The organism is Alteromonas portus (assembly GCF_005117025.1).
Lineage (GTDB): Bacteria > Pseudomonadota > Gammaproteobacteria > Enterobacterales > Alteromonadaceae > Alteromonas > Alteromonas portus.
Genome location: NZ_SWCO01000001.1, coordinates 632,078 through 652,270 on the forward strand (window position 1 = coordinate 632,078; position 20,193 = coordinate 652,270).

At 44.4% G+C, this 20,193-nt stretch carries 20 protein-coding genes, 1 tRNA gene and 1 other RNA gene; 14 read left to right on the top strand and 8 right to left on the bottom strand.

What is annotated here, in order from left to right; genetic code table 11:
- Positions 1 to 5 precede the first annotated feature (5 nt).
- From E5672_RS02580 to E5672_RS02600, 5 genes are all read left to right on the top strand, one after another.
- Positions 6 to 82: transfer RNA gene (locus E5672_RS02580), tRNA-Arg, on the top strand.
- Positions 83 to 223: 141 nt separating this feature from the next.
- Positions 224 to 700: an acyl-CoA thioesterase gene (locus E5672_RS02585; RefSeq protein WP_136780786.1), complete on the top strand. Its 477-nt coding sequence runs from the start codon at positions 224 to 226 to the stop codon at positions 698 to 700.
- A 219-nt stretch (positions 701 to 919) separates the two neighbouring features.
- Positions 920 to 1,207, top strand: a complete 288-nt coding sequence (locus tag E5672_RS02590) for an OadG family protein (RefSeq protein ID WP_136780787.1) — start codon at positions 920 to 922, stop codon at positions 1,205 to 1,207.
- Between the two features lie 19 nt (positions 1,208 to 1,226).
- Positions 1,227 to 3,047 (top strand): sodium-extruding oxaloacetate decarboxylase subunit alpha, encoded by a 1,821-nt coding sequence (oadA, locus tag E5672_RS02595; protein WP_136780788.1) that lies wholly within the window; start codon positions 1,227 to 1,229, stop codon positions 3,045 to 3,047.
- A gap of 3 nt (positions 3,048 to 3,050) precedes the next feature.
- Entirely contained in the window at positions 3,051 to 4,181 is a 1,131-nt protein-coding gene (locus tag E5672_RS02600) for a sodium ion-translocating decarboxylase subunit beta (protein ID WP_136780789.1), read from the top strand.
- 164 nt (positions 4,182 to 4,345) lie between these two features.
- Here E5672_RS02600 and E5672_RS02605 read toward each other — a convergent pair whose 3' ends face one another.
- Genes E5672_RS02605 through pspF form a run of 6 tightly spaced genes read right to left on the bottom strand, consistent with a single transcriptional unit; the run spans position 4,346 to position 10,885 of the window.
- Positions 4,346 to 5,152 (bottom strand): ATP-binding cassette domain-containing protein, encoded by an 807-nt coding sequence (locus E5672_RS02605; RefSeq protein ID WP_136780790.1) that lies wholly within the window; start codon positions 5,150 to 5,152, stop codon positions 4,346 to 4,348.
- Positions 5,152 to 6,147, bottom strand: a complete 996-nt coding sequence (locus E5672_RS02610) for a peptide ABC transporter ATP-binding protein (RefSeq protein ID WP_136780791.1) — start codon at positions 6,145 to 6,147, stop codon at positions 5,152 to 5,154. Before E5672_RS02610 ends, E5672_RS02605 begins: the two co-directional genes overlap by 1 nt.
- Before the next feature lies 1 nt (position 6,148).
- Positions 6,149 to 7,042: an ABC transporter permease subunit gene (locus E5672_RS02615; protein WP_136780792.1), complete on the bottom strand. Its 894-nt coding sequence runs from the start codon at positions 7,040 to 7,042 to the stop codon at positions 6,149 to 6,151.
- On the bottom strand, positions 7,029 to 8,060 hold the full coding sequence (locus E5672_RS02620; RefSeq protein WP_167483119.1) for an ABC transporter permease: 1,032 nt from the start codon (positions 8,058 to 8,060) through the stop codon (positions 7,029 to 7,031). The genes E5672_RS02615 and E5672_RS02620 overlap by 14 nt, the downstream gene beginning before the upstream one ends.
- Positions 8,057 to 9,760, bottom strand: coding sequence for an ABC transporter substrate-binding protein (locus tag E5672_RS02625; protein WP_136780793.1), 1,704 nt, complete (start codon positions 9,758 to 9,760; stop codon positions 8,057 to 8,059). Before E5672_RS02625 ends, E5672_RS02620 begins: the two co-directional genes overlap by 4 nt.
- 3 nt (positions 9,761 to 9,763) lie before the next feature.
- Positions 9,764 to 10,885, bottom strand: a complete 1,122-nt coding sequence (gene pspF / locus E5672_RS02630) for a phage shock protein operon transcriptional activator (RefSeq protein ID WP_136780794.1) — start codon at positions 10,883 to 10,885, stop codon at positions 9,764 to 9,766.
- Positions 10,886 to 11,106: 221 nt separating this feature from the next.
- Between pspF and pspA the strand changes: the two genes are divergently transcribed.
- The 7 genes from pspA to maiA all read left to right on the top strand — a co-directional run bounded on the left by pspA (position 11,107) and on the right by maiA (position 17,539).
- Positions 11,107 to 11,790: a phage shock protein PspA gene (gene pspA / locus E5672_RS02635; RefSeq protein ID WP_136780795.1), complete on the top strand. Its 684-nt coding sequence runs from the start codon at positions 11,107 to 11,109 to the stop codon at positions 11,788 to 11,790.
- Between the two features lie 75 nt (positions 11,791 to 11,865).
- Positions 11,866 to 12,105 carry an envelope stress response membrane protein PspB gene (pspB, locus tag E5672_RS02640; protein WP_136780796.1) on the top strand — a complete coding sequence of 80 codons (240 nt, stop codon included), beginning with the start codon at positions 11,866 to 11,868 and terminating at the stop codon, positions 12,103 to 12,105.
- Positions 12,102 to 12,548, top strand: coding sequence for an envelope stress response membrane protein PspC (gene pspC, locus E5672_RS02645; RefSeq protein WP_136780797.1), 447 nt, complete (start codon positions 12,102 to 12,104; stop codon positions 12,546 to 12,548). The genes pspB and pspC overlap by 4 nt, the downstream gene beginning before the upstream one ends.
- A gap of 203 nt (positions 12,549 to 12,751) precedes the next feature.
- Positions 12,752 to 13,552, top strand: a complete 801-nt coding sequence (gene phhA / locus E5672_RS02650) for a phenylalanine 4-monooxygenase (RefSeq protein ID WP_136780798.1) — start codon at positions 12,752 to 12,754, stop codon at positions 13,550 to 13,552.
- A 215-nt stretch (positions 13,553 to 13,767) separates the two neighbouring features.
- On the top strand, positions 13,768 to 15,324 hold the full coding sequence (gene tyrR / locus E5672_RS02655; protein WP_136780799.1) for a transcriptional regulator TyrR: 1,557 nt from the start codon (positions 13,768 to 13,770) through the stop codon (positions 15,322 to 15,324).
- A 383-nt stretch (positions 15,325 to 15,707) separates the two neighbouring features.
- Entirely contained in the window at positions 15,708 to 16,718 is a 1,011-nt protein-coding gene (locus E5672_RS02660; protein ID WP_136780800.1) for a fumarylacetoacetate hydrolase family protein, read from the top strand.
- A 167-nt stretch (positions 16,719 to 16,885) separates the two neighbouring features.
- A complete protein-coding gene (gene maiA / locus E5672_RS02665; protein ID WP_136780801.1) occupies positions 16,886 to 17,539 on the top strand; it encodes a maleylacetoacetate isomerase in 654 nt (217 codons plus the stop codon).
- 45 nt (positions 17,540 to 17,584) lie between these two features.
- Here the strand turns inward: maiA and E5672_RS02670 are convergent, their stop codons facing one another.
- The gene (locus tag E5672_RS02670; protein WP_014948689.1) at positions 17,585 to 18,052 is read right to left on the bottom strand and encodes an Lrp/AsnC family transcriptional regulator; all 468 of its coding nucleotides are present in this window, start codon (positions 18,050 to 18,052) and stop codon (positions 17,585 to 17,587) included.
- A gap of 319 nt (positions 18,053 to 18,371) precedes the next feature.
- On the opposite strand from E5672_RS02670, the gene E5672_RS02675 reads away from it, so the two are divergent.
- On the top strand, positions 18,372 to 19,430 hold the full coding sequence (locus E5672_RS02675) for a Glu/Leu/Phe/Val dehydrogenase dimerization domain-containing protein (protein ID WP_136780802.1): 1,059 nt from the start codon (positions 18,372 to 18,374) through the stop codon (positions 19,428 to 19,430).
- A gap of 86 nt (positions 19,431 to 19,516) precedes the next feature.
- Positions 19,517 to 19,613: signal recognition particle sRNA small type (gene ffs, locus E5672_RS02680), an RNA gene on the top strand.
- A gap of 14 nt (positions 19,614 to 19,627) precedes the next feature.
- Here the strand turns inward: ffs and E5672_RS02685 are convergent.
- Positions 19,628 to 19,924, bottom strand: coding sequence for a late competence development ComFB family protein (locus tag E5672_RS02685; protein ID WP_136780803.1), 297 nt, complete (start codon positions 19,922 to 19,924; stop codon positions 19,628 to 19,630).
- Positions 19,925 to 20,193: the final 269 nt, after the last annotated feature.

Genomic DNA, 20,193 nt, shown 5'->3' on the forward strand with positions numbered 1-20,193 from the left:
TTTACGCGTGTGTAGCTCAGCTGGATAGAGTACCTGGCTACGAACCAGGCGGTCGGAGGTTCGAATCCTTCCACACGCGCCATATTGATAAGCCCACCTTTTTAGGTGGGCTTTTTCATTTCTACACTTCTAATTTTGGTTAACTCCACTTTCGTCTAAGCGCGCTGTCTAAAAATTAAGCTAAACTTAATGTGTCTAACAGCAGTAAAGCGCGAGGTACGCTATGGCACATCCAACCACCACTTTCCGATTTTTAGCAGAGCCCACCGATGTGAACTTTGGTGGTAATGTGCACGGCGGCATTGTAATGAAATGGATTGATCAAGCCGCTTATGCTTGTGCCGCACAGTGGTCGAAATGCTATTGCGTTACAGTTTCAGCGAACGGCATTCGCTTTATAAAGCCAATAAAGGTAGGTCAACTCGTAGAAATAACCGCATCCTTAGTACACACTGGTGCTTCAAGCATGCATATTTACGTTGTCGTTAAATCCGGCGACACTACAGCAGACACAATGTCGGTAGCAAATCGCTGTTTCATAACCTTTATGGCGGTGGACTGCGAGGGTAATCCAGTTAATGTGACTGCTTACGTTCCTGAGGATGAACGGCATATGCAGCTTGAGTTAGTGGCGATGCACGCCAAAGACTTCGCTAAACAGTTAGACAGTGACTTTACAGAAAATATAGGCTTTCATTAAGGCATGAGCGTCAATGACAGTAAACGCCCGTTACTAACATCTGCAACGCTAGAGTTACTTTTTAAAAGATACTTTTGTTGCAAATTTATGAAAGAATAATGCATTTAGTTTCATTTTTGCGGGTTTTGTTGAATTTTTAGTGGTTTTTTATGCTGCTTTGTTGTGTTTTGAAAAACCACGTGATACTTATTCAGGTACAAAATAACAACAGGATTGAATATGAATTCAGAATCCGTCGCTAGCCTGCTTATTGAAGCAGGTTCTCTTATGCTTATAGGAATGGTATTTGTGTTCTCATTCTTAGGGCTTCTTATTGTGGGTATTCATCTCATTGCCCGTTTTTGTGAAGCGTTTCCCGGTGAAACACCAGAGCCTTCCGCTAATTTAAAAGGGCCTTCAGCTAATTTAGGCCGAAATAATCAAGCGGTACAACCAGGAATAGATGGAAGCGTTGTCGCCGCTATTTCTGCCGCCATTCATACCCATCGTCAAAATTCAAAAAAATAAAGCCTAATCAGGAGTTATCATGTCTAAGCCTCTGGCCCTTACCGAGCTGGTCCTGCGAGATGCACACCAGTCGCTTCTTGCTACGCGTATGCGTATTGAGGATATGCTTCCCATTGCAGAAAAGTTAGATAAAGCAGGCTTCTGGTCTGTCGAGTCTTGGGGCGGTGCTACCTTTGACGCATGTATTCGTTATTTAGGTGAAGATCCTTGGGAGCGCATTCGAAAGTTAAAGGCAGCCATGCCAAATACTAAGCAGCAAATGTTGTTACGTGGTCAAAACCTTTTGGGCTACCGCCACTATGCTGACGATGTTGTTACTCGCTTTGTTGAGCGTGCTCATGAAAGCGGGGTAGATGTTTTTAGAATTTTTGATGCCATGAATGACATTAGAAATTTGAAAACCGCAATAAAAGCGACCATAGACAGTGGCGCTCACGCGCAAGGGACGATTTCTTACACAGTAAGCCCTGTGCACAATCTTAAGCTTTGGCTCGAAATGGCAAAGCAGTTAGAAGACTTAGGCGTTCATTCTATTTGTGTAAAGGATATGGCTGGGCTTTTAAAACCGTACGAGTGCGAGGCATTGATTACGGGGTTAAAAGAAACGGTTGATGTCCCTATTGCCATGCAGTGCCACGCCACTACAGGCTTGAGCACGGCGACATATCAAAAGGCTATCGATGCCGGTATTGATATGCTGGACACGGCTATTTCTTCAATGAGCATGACTTACGGCCATAGTGCAACAGAGACCATGGTTTCTATTGTAGAAGGTACAGAGCGCGATACGGGTATTGCACTGCCAGAACTAGAAGAAATTGCCAGTTACTTCAGGGAAGTAAGAAAGAAGTACAGTAAGTTCGAGGGCAGTCTCAAGGGTGTCGATGCGCGTATTCTTTTGGCGCAAGTGCCAGGCGGTATGCTAACCAACATGGAAAGCCAGCTTAAAGAGCAGGGTGCTGAAGATAAATTCGAAGAAGTATTAAAAGAAATTCCACGGGTACGGGAAGATCTTGGTTTTATCCCTCTTGTTACGCCAACCTCACAAATCGTGGGCACGCAGTCAGTGCTTAACGTACTTACTGGCGAGCGTTACAAAAGCATAACCAAAGAAACTGCAGGCGTTCTAAAAGGTGAATACGGCGCTACCGCCGCGCCAGTAAATAAAGAACTTCAGGCACGTGTGCTTGACGGTGCTGAGCCTGTGACGTGCCGGCCCGCCGACAATATTGCTCCAGAGCTAGATGCGCTGAGTAAAGAGCTTGATGAACTTGCTGAGAAAAAGCAGTTATCACTGTCAGACGATAAAATTGATGACGTGTTAACCTATGCCTTATTCCCGCAGATAGGTCTTAAGTTTATCGAAAACCGTGGTAACCCTGATGCGTTTGAACCTGCACCAAACGTGCAAGAGCCACAAAGCCCCAATACATCTTCACCTGCACAAGCAAAGTCGAACTCACAAGAGACAGCTACAGCTGAAACTTACGATGTAAACGTAGATGGAAAAGTGTACCGCGTAGAGGTAGCGCCTTCAGGTACGCTAACAAGCGTTACGCCTGCCAGCGGTTCTGTTTCTCAGGCACAGACCCAAACCAGTAGCGCGGTGACCTCGGCTACGGCTTCGACTCAATCTATTGATGCACCGCTTGCAGGTAACGTGTTTAAAGTGTTGGTGAGAAACGGCGACAGCGTGTCAGAAGGCGATGTGGTAATGATCCTTGAAGCCATGAAAATGGAGACAGAAATTCGCTCTGCATTTACTGGTACTGTTACCGACATTACCGTTGGTGAAGGCGATGCCGTGACCAGTGGCCAACCGTTAATCTTATTGGGGTAATACATGGATAAGTTAATGGTGCTTTGGGATAGTACCGCACTTGCGCACTTTGAAGCCGGCCAGCTGATTATGATGGCGGTAGGTTTTGGCTTGCTGTACTTAGCCATTGTTAAGAAGTTTGAGCCATTGCTTTTACTGCCTATTGGGTTTGGAGCACTGCTTACTAACATCCCTATAGCTGGGTTTTCAGAAGTAGGTGGGTTACTTTACTACATCTACAAAATTGGTATAGATACAGGGGTATTTCCTTTACTCATCTTTATGGGCGTTGGCGCAATGACTGACTTTAGTGCGCTCATTGCTAACCCCAAAATGTTGTTACTTGGCGCAGCTGCGCAGTTCGGCATTTTTGCTACCTTATTTGGCGCTATAGCGTTAAATCTCATACCTGGTTTTGAGTTTACGCTAAAGGATGCAAGCGCCATTGCTATTATTGGTGGCGCAGATGGGCCAACGGCTATTTTCCTCGCGTCGCGGCTTGCACCTGACTTACTTGGTGCGATTGCAGTCGCTGCATACTCTTACATGGCATTGGTGCCTATTATCCAGCCGCCAATCATGAAAGCGTTGACCACTAAAGAAGAACGCGAGATAAAAATGGGGCAGCTTCGACCTGTGTCAAAGAGAGAGAAGATTATCTTTCCACTCGCAGTTTTGTTTATGACCATCTTGTTTTTACCAGCAGCTACGCCACTTGTAGGTATGTTCTGCTTTGGAAACCTAATGAAAGAGTGTGGTGTTGTAGATAGATTAAGCAAAACAGCCCAAAACGAACTCATCAATACGGTTACTATTTTCCTAGGTTTAGCCGTAGGCTCTAAGTTGTCAGCCGAAGCCTTTCTTACGGTTGAAACCCTTGGTATTTTGGGGCTTGGCGCTATCGCTTTTGGTATAGGCACAGCTGCGGGTGTACTTATGGCAAAGCTAATGAGCAAGATGTCGGGTGGAAGTATAAATCCGCTGATTGGCGCTGCTGGCGTTTCTGCTGTACCAATGGCAGCGAGGGTCGTGAACAAGGTTGGACTGGAAGCAAACCCTCATAACTTCTTACTTATGCACGCAATGGGGCCTAACGTGGCGGGCGTACTAGGTAGCGCAGTTGCCGCAGGTATTTTGTTGGCACTAGTGGGTTAAAAAGTACAAATAGCATTTCTGTAAAAGGGGCATTAAATGCCCCTTTTTTATGGCTTCAATTTACCTTTGCAGCCGTAATTTAGGAGGCTATTAGGTTGAACCAAGCAAGACACTTTGTGTAAATGTACTTTTCAAGAATAACAGGTACCTACATACTGGTTAGGTTATTCACGAATAGTATTTTGCGGTACCAACGACTGGTACGCGGTAACAAGCTTTTTAGTACGAGTATGCTGCGGCCATCTAAAGATGGTTTCGGCCTTCCCTTCCTCTACAATTTCACCGCTTTCCATTACAATAATTCTATCAGCAATGTGGCGTACAATACCTAAGTTGTGGCTGATAAAAATAAAGGCTAATCCTAGCTCTTGTTGAAGTTGCAAAATAAGGTTCACGGTTTGTGAGCGAATAGTGGGATCTAGCGCAGCAAAGGGTTCATCAGCCACTAATACCTTGGGTTTTAACACAATGGCTCTGGCTAGGGCTACGCGCTGCTGTTGTCCATCAGAAAGCATATGCCGGTAAAAGTAATAGTGTTCGCGTAAAAGCCCAACTTTTACCAACATATCTTCAATAATTGGTTTGCGCTCGGCTTCGCTTAGCCCCGTATTTAAACGCAAAGGTTCGTCTAGAATTTTACCAACGGGTACGGAGGGATTCATCGACTCTGAACTGTGCTGCAGAATCATGCGAATATCATGGGTACGTTTGCGCTGCCCGTCTTTCGACTGATATTTGGCTAAATATTTATGGGTGTTTATTTCGATTTCACCTGCATCGGCAGGCAGTGCGCCTACTAAAAGTTTTGCCAGCAAGGATTTACCTGAACGGTTTTCACCAATGATGGCGATGGTTTCTCCCCGCTTTACACTTAGGCTAACTGGGCCAAGTTGAAATACTTCGGGCCGTTTTAACCAGCGCTTTTTTTCGTTGTGTATAAACGTGAGATCTTTTACCTGCAAGATATCCATCACAGTTTCTCCATATGAAGCGGGTAATGGCAACTGTAGCTGTGATCATGGATCTTACGCACCGCTGGGGTTTGAACACAAGCGCGTTGCGCACGTGGGCAGCGTGGCCCCAATCGGCACCCAATAGGTAAATGTTGAAGTGTTGGAATCGAGCCGCTTAGCGTAGGGAGTAACGACTTCGGCGGCAAATCCTTTCTGAAACTGGGAGCACTATCTAGCAGCGCCTTAGTGTAAGGGTGCAGCGGACGCTTTTTAATATGTTTCATTCTACCTGATTCAACGGTCTGCCCGGCGTAAAGCACCGTCATAGAGTGAGACATACTCGCTATAGCTAGAAGGTCGTGGCTAACAAACAAAATTGAGAGTGAGCGGGTTTGATTCAAACGCGTGAAGAGCTTAAGAATTTGTGTTTTTGTTGTAGGCTCCATGCCGCGTGTGGGGTCATCAGCGATAAGAAGTTTTGGCTGTGACACCAATGCCATCGCAATCATGAATTTTTGCCCAATGTCAGCCGGAATTTGGTGGGGGAATGCGCTCAAATAATGCTTATGATGCTTTATGCCCACCTTATGCACGGTACTAATAGCTATCTTCTTTCTATGCTGAGCCCGTTGCCAAAACCATCTGCCTTCCACGAATTCATCAGGAATACTCTCTTCGAGTTGCTCGCCAAGGGGGGCTGACGGGTCCAAACTAGCCTGCGGGTTTTGGAAAACCACCGCGATTTCACGGCGCATTACTTCGCGACGCTGTTGCACCGACATGCCTAAGAGGTTTTCACCATTCCAGCTCATGCGATCGGCAGTTAAGTTCCATTGATTGGGCAGTGCTCCGCAGATTGCAGAAACAATCAGACTCTTTCCTGAACCTGACTCGCCCACCAGAGCGCGGATCTCTCCCGAACTCACCGACAAATTCACCTTGTCCAATGCTTTTATTGTGCCGTCGCCGTTCTGCATTTCTAAAGTGAGGTTTTTAATATCAAGCATTGGCATATTAGTGACTCACCCTTTTTCTAAGCGAAGAACGCAGGCCATCACCTACAATGTTAATAGACAGTACAATAAAAAATATCGTCATGCCGGGTACCGCTACGTTCCATGGTGCCAAGTAAGCTACATCTAATCCGTCAGCTAAAATAACTCCTAGCTCAGGTAACGGAGATTGGGCACCTAAATTTAAGAAGCCCAGTGCTGAAATATCGATAACCGCGATTGAAAGCGCTAGCGTACCCTGAACCACAAGCATTTCCGTCATATTGGGTAAGATAGAATGAACAAAGAGCTGCCATTTGCTTGCCCCATCGAGTGTTGATGCAACAATATAGTCTTTCTTCATTTCTGCACGCACAAAGCTGCGCGTATGGTGCACAAACTGAGGAATTAAGGCCAACGTGATTGCCCACATACTATTGACCAAGCCCGTACCCAGTATTGCAACAATAATGATGGCAATTAGAAGGGTAGGAATAGCCATGAGAGCATCGAGTAAGTGGTTTACCACACTTGACCGAACCCCCCTTAGCATGCCAGCGAGTGTGCCTAAGCTCACACCCACTAACAGAGCGAGTACAACCGTAATAAATGCCGAACCCAACGTAGTTCTGCACCCATAAATAATACGCGTAAATAAGTCGCGTCCTAACGCATCTGTACCGAATAGATGAGAAATCGATCCATTGGCTAACCAGCTTGGCGGTATTAACAGCCCATCAATGTTTTGTTCTACCGCATCATAAGGTGTGATGAGAGGAGCAAACAATGCACATACAACAAATAGAGCTAGCATGATTAGGCCAAGCATCGAAATGTGGCTGGCCTTGAACGACGCCCAGGTCCGTTGCCACGGTGATGGGTGGAACTCTTCTTCGTACAAACTAAACTGTGGCACGCTCGTATTTCTCTCTGCTTGGGTCAATCATACGGTTAAATAAATCAACAAGAATTGTTAGTGTGATCACCACTGTAGATACCGCCATCATGCCTATACGAAGAGCAGGGTAATCTCGTTGATAAATAGCCTGAATCAACCAGTTGCCAATGCCCGGCCATGAAAATAAGGTTTCAACAATCATAGCATTCGTTATAAGCGTAGTAATTTGAATTGCCATTAACGGTAAAATGGGAAGCAGCGCATTACGAAGAATATGACGGAAAAATATTTGCCAACTAGAAAGCCCGCGTGACAGGGCAGCCGCAATGTAAGGACGATGCTTCACGTCTATAACAGAGCGCCTCGTTATGCGAATCATTGAGGCCGTAGTAATGGCACCGATAGCAAATGTGGGCAGCGCTAGGTGAGACAACGCATCTTTGAAAGCCAAAGATTTGTTTTCGATATCTGACAGTAACACGTCAAACAAAATAAAACCGGTAACCGGTTCTATGTCGTAAATTAAGCTTATTCGACCAGACAGTGGAGCCACGTCTAACTGCAAACTAAATATTAGAATAAGCAGCAATGCAAACCAGAAAACGGGAAATGAATAGGTAGTAATGCTTGTACTATTTATTAGATGATCAGAGGTTGAGTAACAGCGAATACCAGCATAATACCCTAAAGGTATTCCTATAAATAAAGCCATTAACATCGCATAGGTTGCCAATTCAATAGTAGCGGGCATGGCAATACCTACTTCTTCCCTAAGTGGCAGGCCAGAGGTAAAGCTATATCCCCAATCTCCCGTAAGTAAATTACCCACATAGTAGATAAACTGAATAACATAGGATTGGTCTAGCTTGAACTGTTTCTCTAGTGCGGCACGCTGAATCTCGTTTTGAGGCACAAGCCCGGTCAAGTTTTCTAGGGTATCACCCGGGAAAAGGTACGCGAGTGAAAACGAAATGATCGTAAGCACTAAGAGGGTTAATACGAATAAGGTGCAATATCTTACGAGAATCTGGATCACAGTGTTTTTTCTACCCCGCCAAAGCGAACACCACCAAAGGGATTTATAGTCATGCCTTCTAATTCGTTTCTGTATGCTTGATAGCGATAGGCATGGGCAATGGGTACTAACGGAAGACGTTCGTATAATAGCCGATTAACTTGCCTATAAATAGCAGTACGTTCTTCAATATCATCGGTTTGAAGGGCTTGGTTAAGTAGCTTATCGTAATCGTCATTACACCACATAGCGCGGTTTGTTCCTGAGGGGATGGCGCCGCAGCTCAGTAGGGGGCGGTAAAAGTTATCGGGGTCACCGTTATCAGCAGACCAGCCAATAAGCACAGAGTCGTGCAGGCCTTCTTGAAGGTGGCGCCTAAATGTTGTCCAGTCGTAACTTACAATGGTGGCTTCAACACCCACATCGCGAAGATAACGCTGAATAAGCTCGGCCATTTTTGTTGCATTAGGATTGTAAGCGCGTTCAACAGGCATTGCCCATATAGTCATAGAGAATCCTGGTGCTACACCTGCATCAGCCAGTAATTTGCGGGCCAATACCGGGTTGTAGGCCGTGTCATCTGCATCATTTTGAAATGCCCAGCTTGCTGCTGGCAGCAAGGTTTTCGCCCGTGTAGCACTATCGAAATACACGGCTTCTAATAAGGTATTCTTGTCTATAGCGGCAGCAAGCGCCCGTCTTACATCAGGGTTATCAAATGGTGGACGTTGGGTATTAAAGGCCCAAAAGCCAATGTTCAACCCCGGTTTTTCAGCTAATGTCAGGTCGTCTTCGGTGCGAATAACTTCAAGCTCGGTTTGCGCGGGAAACGCCGTAGCGTCACATTCCCCAGTCATAAGCTTCGCTAGTCGTAATGAGCTTCTTGGGGTGATGTCAAAAATGAGCTGGTCAACTAAGGGTGCTTCTAACTTTTGTTGCTGGCTTAAACTTTGTAGCTCTGATGTTAAGTTGCTATCGCTGTTGTCATCTTCTTCAAGTGCTTGTGTACGCCAGTAGTTATCATGGCGTAAATACTTAATAAAATGGTCTTTGCGATAGCTGTTGAATTTGAATGGCCCTGTGCCAACGGGAAGCTCATCAATTTTGCTAGGTGTTCCAGCTTCGGCAAGCTGCGCGGCATATTCTTCAGACAAAATAACGGCGAAGTCTGTGGCTAAATTAGACAAAAATGAGCTGTCACGACGTTTAAGCGTAATTTCAACACGATAGCCGTTTACCCGTTCAACTGACGCGATATTCTGAGCAAGACCAATACTTTCAAAATACGGATAACGCCCACCTGACACATAATGGTAAGGATGCGAGCGTAAACGCCACCGGTTGATACTGAAAATAACATCATCGGCGTTGAAATTTCGTGTTGGCTTGAAATAGTTTGTTGTATGAAACCAAACATCCTTGCGAAGCTGGAAAGCATAGGTAAGTCCGTCATCGCTCACCAACCAGCTACTCGCTAAGCTTGGCACAATACGACCCGAGTTCGGATCGAAATCGAGTAGTCTGTCGTATAGCTGGTGAGAGGTTGCGTCCGATGTTGTACTTGACGTGTCGAGCTGGGGGTTGAAGGTAACTGGATTGCTTTCAGAGCAGTAAATGATGCCCGTGTTGTAAAATGCTTGTTTATTCTGTTTAGCACAGGATGCAACAAGAAGCGCCGTACATATACATAATGACAAACGCTTTACCAAACCATGGGACATGCTTTACGCCTCGACGCTTTCAGCGGATGAATCTAATAAATTATATTTTTTGAGATAGCCTCGCAGCTGATGATAAGTTAGGCTCAATTTTTCTGCGGTTTTCTTTTGATTAAACTGACTATCAGCAAGTGCCTGTTTTATCATATCTATCTCATGTTGTTGAGAGCGTTCTTTCAAATCTATGGGATATTCTACAATTTCCTGCTTTTTCACTGGTGCAAGAGGCGTAACGTCAGCGCTTTCAATGCGTTCCGTAATGGGAGAAGCTTCTGAAGGGGAGTGAATAGCGGGCGAGTCTGATGCATTTACTCTGTCATTGGTCTTCACCCTACCTTTAGGACGATAAGCTGACTCAAAGGGGTCTAGAATGATTTCATGTACAGGCAAGTGAGGGTTGTTTGTTCGATATACCGCGCGCTCGACCACATTTTTGAGCTCTCGGATATTACCGGGCCAATCATAGTCGAGCAGGGTGCGTTTGGCTTTCTCGGTAAATCCGCTAAATAATTCCATTTCCATTTCACGGGCCATATTAATGGCAAAGTTTTCAGCTAACATCATGATGTCTTCACGACGTTCGCGAAGTGGAGGAATGGTAATTACGTCAAAGGCAAGTCTGTCGAGTAAGTCTGCACGAAATTCACCTGCATCGGCAAGTGCGGGTAAGTCTTCGTTTGTCGCTGCGATAAGGCGCACATCAGTTTTCACTGACTTGCTTCCGCCAACGCGCTCAAATTCGCCATATTCGACAACGCGCAGTAGCTTTTCCTGGATAAGGCCAGAAGTATTAGCCAGTTCATCAAGAAATAAAGTGCCGTTGTGGGCCACTTCAAAGCGACCTTCACGACGTTTTGAGGCACCGGTAAACGCGCCAGCTTCGTAGCCGAAAAGCTCACTTTCTAACAAGCTTTCGCTTAACGCTGCGCAGTTTAGTTTGATGTAGTTTTGATCCCAGCGCTTTGAGAGGAAATGAAGTCGGGCTGCGATCAGCTCTTTACCCGTGCCTCGCTCACCTATAACAAGGACTGGTTTGTCTAGCGGCGCAATCTGTGAAATTTGCTCTAAAACTTCTAGAAAACTATTCGCTTGGCCAAGTAAATTGTCTTGCTGTCGATACCTACTCATTAAATCCCTCAAAAATTAGTCATTTCGACCAATTAGTAGTGTAGAACAAAATAAATAGATAAACGAGTATTATTTGGTCGAATAAAAAACATATAAAAAATAGAGGTTTAGCTTATCTAGAAAGTTGGCAAGCATATTGAATACAACACTTACCAAGAGTAACCTATTTATCAAGTGTGGTGTTTTTTAACACTTACCATTTTTAGCAAGAGGTAATTATTATGGGTATCTTCTCGCGTTTTACAGATATTGTGAATTCGAATATTAATGCGCTTTTAGATAAGGCGGAAGATCCTGAGAAAATGGTTAGATTAATCATTCAGGAAATGGAAGACACATTGGTGGAGGTGCGCTCTGCATCTGCCAAAACCTTGGCCAATAAAAAAGAAATTGTGAACCAAATTGCAAAGTATGAAAGCGATGCAAGCGATTGGGAAGCAAAGGCTGAACTTGCCTTGAGTAAGGATAGAGAAGACTTAGCACGCGCTGCACTGCAGGAAAAGAAAAAGTCTGCAGAAGCTGCTGACGCGCTTAGTAAAGAATTGGCCATTGTTGATGAGCAAATCACCAAGCTTCAGGACGAAATTGGCCAACTTCAAGAAAAGCTTGCAGATGCCAAGAGTCGTCAAAAAGCGATTATTATGCGTCAGAAAACTGCTAGTTCTCGTCTTGAAGTGAAAAAGACGCTAGATAGCACTAAAGTTGACAATGCAATGGGACGCTTTGAGCAGTACGAGCGTAAAATTGATGACCTAGAGTCACAAGTTGAAGCCTATGATTTAGGTAAAAAGACTCTGCAAGACGAGTTTGCAGAATTAGAGGCTAGCGATAAAGTGGAAGACGAGCTAGCTGCGCTGAAAGCGAAAGTGAAAGGTGCAAATAAAAGCACTGAAAAATCAGAATAATAAGAGTGAGGTGTACCCTCTTGATAAGGGATCGTGAAGAGGGTAATTACATCAGAGTTTGTAGGAGAGATTGAGATGGATGAAGGTACAATTGCAGTGTTGGTTATGCCCCTTGTGGTGTTCTCAATATTCGTGGCTCCCATATGGCTAATTTTACATTACCGCAGCAAAAAGCAGGTCAATCAGGGGTTAAGTTCAGAAGAACATGCTTCTTTACAAGATCTTGCTGAAAAAGCCGAGAAGATGAGTGAGCGCATCGAGACACTAGAGGCCATTTTGGATAGTGAGGCACCCGAGTGGAGGAATAGAGCATGAGAAATGGTAAACAGCTCTATCGCAACCCAGAAAATGCAAGGATCGCAGGTGTCTGTTCAGGCATAGCAGAGTATTTTGGTCTTGAAACCTGGTTAGTTCGAATTTTGGTTGTAACAGGGTTCTTTTTATTAGCTGGGCCTTTCATCTTTGTTGCTTATATCGCGGCTTGGTTTATTCTCGATAAAAAGCCTATCGGATTGAAAAATGCGCCAACACAACCCATGTTTTCAAAAGGTAAAGGTTGGACAAACCCAAATGGTGGACAAGTAAAAAGTCCAAAAGTAGAAGTGAAAACGAAAGTTTGGCAGGCGGGCGAGCCACCCAAGCAGGCGTTTCATGATATTCGAAATCGCTTTGAAAAAGCTGAAGCACGTCTTCGCAAAATGGAAACCTACGTAACGTCTCGCGAGTATCAGCTTAATAAAGAAATTAGCCGTCTTTAACTGGTTTAAAACTTCACAAACGTTTCAACTAAAAACCGCTCATATTGGGCGGTTTTTATTTAATTAAATCAAAGTGTTTAAGCTTTTTGTAAAACAATTGTTACAGCAAAGTCAGAAGCCTCCTGAGTGCCTCCACTTTTCGACTTCACGAATTTCATTAGACTAATGGACATGTTTTTCAATACCTATTGGTTACAGAAGTTATGCCAAAATCCACGCAATACCAGTCAAAAGAATCTGACGAAAATGGCGTCATTGATTGGTCGGACGAAGAGAATCAGATTTGGTCGGAACTTTATGAGCGACAGATCCCCCTGGTAAAAGAACGCGCATGCCAAGAATACTTGGATGGTCTCGACTTGTTGAAACTCAATGAGAAAGCAATTCCCCAGCTGCCAGATATCAACAAAGTATTGATGGAGAAAACTGGGTGGCAAACTGCCGAAGTACCAGCATTAATAAATTTCGGTGAATTCTTTAGGTTGTTAGCTAACAAGCAATTCCCAGTGGCTACCTTCATTCGTACCCGAGAAGAGTTTGATTACCTGCAAGAGCCCGACATTTTCCATGAAGTGTTTGGCCATTGCCCGTTATTAACCAATCCAGCATTTGCCCATTTCACCCACACGTATGGCAAACTGGGCTTAGCTGCCAGCAAGGAAGACAGAGTTTATTTGGCTCGCCTTTATTGGTTCACGGTAGAGTTTGGATTGGTGCGTGCTAAGGATGAGCTGAAGATATACGGTGGCGGCATATTATCTTCACCAGGCGAGACTATTTATGCATTAGACAGCGACACACCACTACGTAACCCGCTTACCGTGATTGATGCGCTGCGTACACCTTATCGCATAGACATTATGCAGCCGCTTTATTATATCTTACCGGAATTCGACCATCTGTTTGAATTAGCTGAAATGGATATCATGGCACTTGTGGAAAAAGCCAAATCATTAGGGTTGTTTTCCCCACTTTTCCCTCCAAAAGAGAAAAAAGCCAGCTGACACTATTGTTAATTAAATGTGTTTTATATAGGATGCCGCCCGTTGAAGCGGCATTTTGATTTATATTCACGGCCTCGCCTTTCACAACTTACTTTAGACGTTCCTAGACGTGTGATTCATCGCAAATTTAATCATCTGTAACATTTATATTGTTATCTTTTTGTAAAAGTATGATATTCTGTACAAATATGTTTACAATAAAGCTATAACACCCTATGCGCCTAGAAATAAGTTGTCAGGACCGTCTTGGTATTACCCAAGATGTTTTAGATATTCTCGTTACGAAAGAAATTGACCTACGCGGTATTGAGATTGATCCCGCAGGTAAAATTTTCCTTAATTTTCCCAATATCGAATTTGCCGATTTTCAGCACCTCATGCCTCAAATTCGCCGCATTGATGGGATTGATGATGTGAAAACGACGCTTTTCATGCCAGGAGAGCGTGAAAAAAATCAGCTTTCTGCAATCTTAAGAACCCTGCCAGACCCCGTGTTCTCAATAGATGCTAAAGGTCATATTTTGTTGTGCAACGAGGCGGTATCTGCTGGCTTGGAAATTCCCAGTTCCGATATTGAAGGTACTGAAATTAGCGAAGTTGTGAAGGGCTTTAATTTTACGAAGTGGATGGATGGTAAGTCACCTGGCCCACAATCGTCGAAAGTTAAGTTTATTCAACAGGATTATCTCGCCGATATGCTGCCTATTACTGTACCTGACGGCGAGCAGAATATGATCATGGCGGGTGGTGTGGTTATATTGAAATCAGAAATGCGCCTTGGTCAACAATTTACAGCGTTTCACCAGTCGCCCACTGACAGCTTCGATCGCTTTATAACGCAATCTCCATTTATGAAACGCGTTGTTCATGAAGCGAAGCGAATAGCTGACCTCGACGCCCCTATTCTAATATTTGGCGAGACAGGCACAGGTAAAGAGATGATTGCCAGAGCGTGTCATCAATCCAGTCGCCGCAGTGAAGGTGCTTTCTTAGCGCTGAACTGTGCGTCCTTGCCCGACAGTGTGGCTGAAACTGAGTTGTTTGGTTATGCTGCAGGCGCGTTTAACCAACCAAACGCTAAAGTAGGGCTTCTCGAACAGGCGAAAGGCGGTACTTTATTACTCGACGAAATTGCTGATATGTCTTCACAGCTTCAGGCCAAATTACTGCGTGTTCTTGAAGATGGTGAATTTAGAAGAGTAGGGGATTCAGAGCCGGTCAAAGTGGATGTGCGCTTTATTTGCACAACATGTCGTGATTTAGGGCAGCTCGTAGAAGAAGGCCGATTCAGAAAAGAGTTATATTATCGCTTAAACGTACTCAGCTTGGTGATGCCATCATTAAAAGACAGAAGACAAGATATTGTACCTCTTGCCGAGTCTTTTATCGTGCAACACAGCACTAAACTAGGCCGACGTCCAGCGAAACTCAGCAAATCTTGCGTAGACTTTCTTCAGCAGTATCCGTGGCCCGGCAACGTTAGGCAACTGCAAAATGCATTGTATCGCGCATTGTCACTTCTTGATGGAAAGGAAATCACCAAAGAAGACATTCAGCTTCCGAGTTGTGCTCCGAGCGTTACTTATATAGATGAAAACTTTGAAGGCACTTTGGACGAAGAAGTGAAGAAATTTGAAAAGGACCTGCTGAAGCGGTTATATCCGTCTTATCCAAGTACACGCCAATTAGCAAAAAAGCTGGGGTTAAGCCACACAGCTATTGCCAATAAGCTTAGAGAGTATGGCATTAATAAAGCTACGGTTAAACTTTAACTGACAAGAGTGTCGACCTTTGCTAAATGGCGAAGGTCGGCACTGCCTTAAATATTACACTTTTCTACCTGAACGCCGCGTCTCATTGGCTGTTACGAAAAATTTACATCGCCTACAAAGCAAGTAGGCCGTGCAATACCTATGCGACTGACCCTGTCGTGCGTACATCCTTTCTTACAGGGAAATAAAACTTCGTAGTTACAACACTTCTCAAGCTGTACCAACTAGTGGCATAACTATAGTCATAGAATTACCGTTATAAGCTTAACTACTAAGCCTTTATACACTGCGAGCGCTTTAGCGTCACATGCGTTGTTAACGCAAAATTCGGTGAGGCCTGAGCTACAAGCGCAGCAAGTAAAATATCCGTCGAGGAAAGAACAATGAAACTAGCGACTTATAAAGATGAAACCCGTGATGGCTGCTTGATGGTAGTGTCGAAGGATCTTTCTCGCGCGTGCAGTGCACAAGACATTGCGAAAACTATGCAGCAAGCTCTGGACAACTGGAAAGAAATGGCACCTCAGCTTCAAATGAAGTACCAAGAACTTAATAATAATACGTGCGACAGTGTGCCATTTGACGCATCTCGCTGCGAGTCACCGCTGCCTAGAGCGTATCAATGGGCAGACGGAAGTGCATATGTGAATCACGTAGAGCTAGTAAGAAAAGCTCGAAACGCAGAAATGCCGGAGAGCTTTTGGTCTGACCCGCTAATGTATCAGGGTGGTTCTGATGATTTTATCGGACCTCTTGATGACATCATATTACCTAGCGATGACTGGGGAATAGACTTCGAGGGTGAGGTTGCCGTTGTTACTGACGATGTTCCAATGGCGTGCACACCTGAGCAGGCTTCAGAGCGTATTCGTCTCATTATGCTGGTTAACGATGTTTCGCTTAGAGGTCTAATTCCTGGCGAGCTGGCGAAAGGATTTGGGTTCTTCCAATCTAAACCAGCTTCAAGCTTCTCTCCTGTGGCAGTGACACCAGATGAATTAGGTGATGCATGGAAAGACAATAAAGTGCATCTGCCGTTGCGTTCTACCTATAACGGTGAACTGTTTGGCAAGCCTGAAGCAGGACAAGACATGACATTTGATTTTGGCCAATTAGTTGCGCACGCTGCGAAGAGTAGAAACTTAGGCGCCGGCGCTATCATTGGCTCGGGTACTGTGTCAAATAAGCAAGGTACTGATCACGGCTCTGCCATTAGTGAAGGCGGGGTAGGTTATTCGTGCATTGCGGAAGTTCGCATGATTGAAACGATTCGAGACGGTAAACCCGCGACCCCATTTATGCAGTTTGGCGACCGCATTCGCATTGAAATGCTCGATACAGAAGGCCACTCAGTATTTGGTGCCATTGAACAGCAGGTGAAACCGCTTAGCTAATATTTTAGCCATGTGCATTAGGCGGAAAATAGCAAATGACTCGATAGATAGGTATTACAAGCCAGACACATTGTTATTTTCCGTACTATTGTTAATTAATGGAGCTGAGTGCTTATAACAAATAAGCAAAAGCGCTCCTCGGAAATCGTTTAATAAGTGGTGAGTACATGAGCATAAAACTTTACGGTTATTGGCGTTCTACGGCTTCGTATCGCGCACGCATTGCGCTGAACTTAAAAGGGGTTGAGTACGAGTATGTGCCGGTTAATCTAGTTAACGATGGTGGTGAACAGCACAGTAGTGAGTATTCACGACTGAACCCCGCACACCTCGTTCCAACGTTCGTTGACGAAGACGAAGACATTATTCTTAATCAGTCACTTGCCATTATTGAATATCTTGACGAGAGGTACGAAAGTGAGCACAGACTTGTACCTGAGCACTTAACAGAACGGGCGAGAGTGAGAGCATTAGCACAAGATATCGCTTGTGATATTCAGCCTATTGGCAACCTACGCGTATTAAATGCATTAAAGGGGCACTTTGAAGCTTCTCAAGATGATGTAGCTAAATGGGCCGCTCATTGGATTGCACTCGGTTTTGATGGAATTGAAAAACGCTTACAAACCCAAGCGGGTAAATATTGTTTCGATTTTGACGTGACGCTAGCGGACATATGCTTAGTACCGCAAGTATACAATGCGCAGCGTTTTAACGTGGATATGAGTCGCTACCCGCTAATCAGTAAAATAGCGAAAAATTGTAACGAGCTAAGTGCATTTGAGTTGGCTAAACCAGAGAACCAAAAAGACGCTATTTAAGCTAAGGAGTCAGGGTATAAATGTACTCTGACCCCATTTTTTGTGCTACTGACGTTTTATTGGTAGCTCGGTGGTGTTTTTCACCTGCTTCAATGCGAATGTAGAGCTTAAATGATCAACAAGAGGTAGGTGAGTGAGTTTAGTTTTAAGCAAGAATTCATACTCTTCTATACTTTCCACTATCACTTTAAGCAAATAATCTTTCTCACCGCTAGTAGTATGGCACTCTACTATTTCATCGATGTTTTGTACGGCATTTTCAAAATCGGTCAGTGAATCCCCGTCATGATTCTTAAGCGTGACATAAATAAAGACCGATACGCCTAAGTTAAGTTTTTTGCTATTTAGCAAAGTGACTTTACCAAGAATTATACCGTCAGCTTCCATTCGCTTGACCCGTCGCCAACATGGTGTGTGTGACAATCCGACACGTTGACTTAAATCTGCCATAGATACCGTGGCGTCCTGCTGAAGAACGCGTAAAATTTCACGGTCAAACTTATCCAATTTCATTAACACTGTTTCCGTCGTTTTTATGATGGCTATTATATATCAAAAAAAATTCTAGGATAGCTGTCCTAGAAAAATAGTATTCAATTCTGTTGCGTTTCAGTTTGTAAATTTCATTAACAAACTTTGCAAGGCCTGTCCTCAGAACAATCAGATACACTTGGTACAATATTGCTGATGTTTGCGAGGCCGACGCAAGGCCACTAAGTGTATCGCAAATTGTATTCAGACTCTCACACCAACCCAAACAAGCACTGTTTCGAATTCGTGACAGCTTAATCTTGGGTAAGCGTTAACTCATTACAGTATCAATAGGGAAAATATGTCAGTTTTTGATCACCCAGAGTTCGATAATCATGAACATGTTGCGTTTTATCACGACGAGAAGGCGGGCCTGAGTGCCATTATTGCTGTACACAATACTAATCTTGGACCTGCGCTTGGTGGTTGTCGAATGTGGCCTTACGTGAACAGTGGTGAAGCCTTGACCGACGTGCTGAGGTTATCAAAGGGAATGACTTACAAAGCGGCTATGGCTAATTTGGAGTTAGGCGGCGGAAAATCTGTGATCATCGGCGACCCTCGAAAAGCGAAGTCGCCAGAAATGATGAAAGCGATGGGCAAGTTTGTAGAGTCATTAGGTGGAAAATACTTCACCGCTGAAGACTCTGGTATTTCAGTAACAGATTTGCAAACCATGGCAACTGAGTCTGATTATATTGCAGGGGTTAAAGCTCAATATCATTATGCAGGTGAAGTGCCTGACGGAAACCCAGCACCGTCGACAGCATACGGTGTATTTGTTGGTTTGAAAGCGACTGTTGAGTACGGTCTAAAGCGTAGCTTAGAGGGGGTGAGTGTAGCCATACAGGGAATGGGACACGTTGGTTACCGACTTGCCAAACACCTTCACGAACATGGCGCTACACTTTATGTTGCTGATATCTATCCAGAAGGTGTGGAAAAAGCAGTAGCAGAGTTCGGTGCAACCGCAGTGGCACCAGAGGAAATATTAAGTTTAGACGTAGATGTGTTAGCGCCTTGTGCCTTAGGTGCGGCAATAAACGATCAAACACTACCGGCAATTAAAGCAAAAGTGATTGCAGGTGCTGCAAACAATCAATTGGCTCGCGAGGATATTGGTGAGTTGCTTCAGCAAAGGGGCATCTTGTACGCGCCTGACTACGTTATCAATGCGGGTGGGGTTATCGACATCTTCCATCAGCGTATGGAATCGAGTTCTAACGATGCGCTGCGCGCACATATTGAACAAATCGGTGAGACGCTAAAAGAAATTTATATCCGCGCAGAGCGAGAGGGGGCGGCCACAAACCGTGTAGCAAACCTTATTGCCGAAGAGAGATTTTCTATAAAGGGTTGAAAACTCAAAGCCAAATAGTCATAATGCGCCCCGCACTCAGGCAGGGGCGAACGACTTTGCTTTGAATGCGATTTTCTATGGTGGGCTTTTGGTCCTCCCGCAATGATACTCTGTGAACCCGGTCAGGCCTGGAAGGGAGCAGCCGCAGCAGACGACTCATGTGCCGGGATGTGGCTGGAGGCCCGCCACCCAAATATCTATTCTGTATCCTCTTCAGTGTTTCCTTTTTTGCTTTTCTCTGTTTCATCTAGATATTTCAATGCTTTGCTTATAGCGTGTTCAACATTCATTTCCATTTGATTACGCTCGCTTTGCGGTAGGTAAAAAGCCATGTCCACTTCGTATCGAATATAGCGTGGCGGAACCTGATTTAGTGCAAGACAGCACAAGTCGGCTAAGTAATCAGGGCTTTTAGCCTTATCTAGTCCAAGCTTGCTGATCCTTTCTAATACAAGGTGTTCATAATAATTATGGATATCGTCATCTAGTTTCATGTTTATTCCCCTTATAATTTTTTTGCCGTGCTGTCGCGCTTTGAACAGTCCGCGTGTAATAAGCTACACAAGAAGCCCTAAGCTTAAAAGACACGTTTAACTTAAAAAAGCTCGCAGTCCAAGAAGCCTTTAGCTTAAAAAAGCCCTTAGCTTGATAAGTACCCTCTGCTTCATATGGACACATTCATTTACGCTCAGCGCGATACGACATTATCCTTAGCTATGTAACCCTATAATGTATAGCTTGTATTCTGTGGTTGTCGAATCGA

Bases quoted from the DNA above. Each gene is read 5' to 3' on its own strand.
- E5672_RS02585 (WP_136780786.1), top strand. From the start codon at position 224: ATGGCACATCCAACCACCACTTTCCGATTTTTAGCAGAGCCCACCGAT.
- E5672_RS02590 (WP_136780787.1), top strand. From the start codon at position 920: ATGAATTCAGAATCCGTCGCTAGCCTGCTTATTGAAGCAGGTTCTCTT.
- oadA (WP_136780788.1), top strand. From the start codon at position 1,227: ATGTCTAAGCCTCTGGCCCTTACCGAGCTGGTCCTGCGAGATGCACAC.
- E5672_RS02600 (WP_136780789.1), top strand. From the start codon at position 3,051: ATGGATAAGTTAATGGTGCTTTGGGATAGTACCGCACTTGCGCACTTT.
- E5672_RS02605 (WP_136780790.1), bottom strand. From the start codon at position 5,152: ATGGATATCTTGCAGGTAAAAGATCTCACGTTTATACACAACGAAAAA.
- E5672_RS02610 (WP_136780791.1), bottom strand. From the start codon at position 6,147: ATGCCAATGCTTGATATTAAAAACCTCACTTTAGAAATGCAGAACGGC.
- E5672_RS02625 (WP_136780793.1), bottom strand. From the start codon at position 9,760: ATGTCCCATGGTTTGGTAAAGCGTTTGTCATTATGTATATGTACGGCG.
- pspF (WP_136780794.1), bottom strand. From the start codon at position 10,885: ATGAGTAGGTATCGACAGCAAGACAATTTACTTGGCCAAGCGAATAGT.
- pspA (WP_136780795.1), top strand. From the start codon at position 11,107: ATGGGTATCTTCTCGCGTTTTACAGATATTGTGAATTCGAATATTAAT.
- pspB (WP_136780796.1), top strand. From the start codon at position 11,866: ATGGATGAAGGTACAATTGCAGTGTTGGTTATGCCCCTTGTGGTGTTC.
- pspC (WP_136780797.1), top strand. From the start codon at position 12,102: ATGAGAAATGGTAAACAGCTCTATCGCAACCCAGAAAATGCAAGGATC.
- phhA (WP_136780798.1), top strand. From the start codon at position 12,752: ATGCCAAAATCCACGCAATACCAGTCAAAAGAATCTGACGAAAATGGC.
- tyrR (WP_136780799.1), top strand. From the start codon at position 13,768: ATGCGCCTAGAAATAAGTTGTCAGGACCGTCTTGGTATTACCCAAGAT.
- E5672_RS02660 (WP_136780800.1), top strand. From the start codon at position 15,708: ATGAAACTAGCGACTTATAAAGATGAAACCCGTGATGGCTGCTTGATG.
- maiA (WP_136780801.1), top strand. From the start codon at position 16,886: ATGAGCATAAAACTTTACGGTTATTGGCGTTCTACGGCTTCGTATCGC.
- E5672_RS02670 (WP_014948689.1), bottom strand. From the start codon at position 18,052: ATGAAATTGGATAAGTTTGACCGTGAAATTTTACGCGTTCTTCAGCAG.
- E5672_RS02675 (WP_136780802.1), top strand. From the start codon at position 18,372: ATGTCAGTTTTTGATCACCCAGAGTTCGATAATCATGAACATGTTGCG.
- E5672_RS02685 (WP_136780803.1), bottom strand. From the start codon at position 19,924: ATGAAACTAGATGACGATATCCATAATTATTATGAACACCTTGTATTA.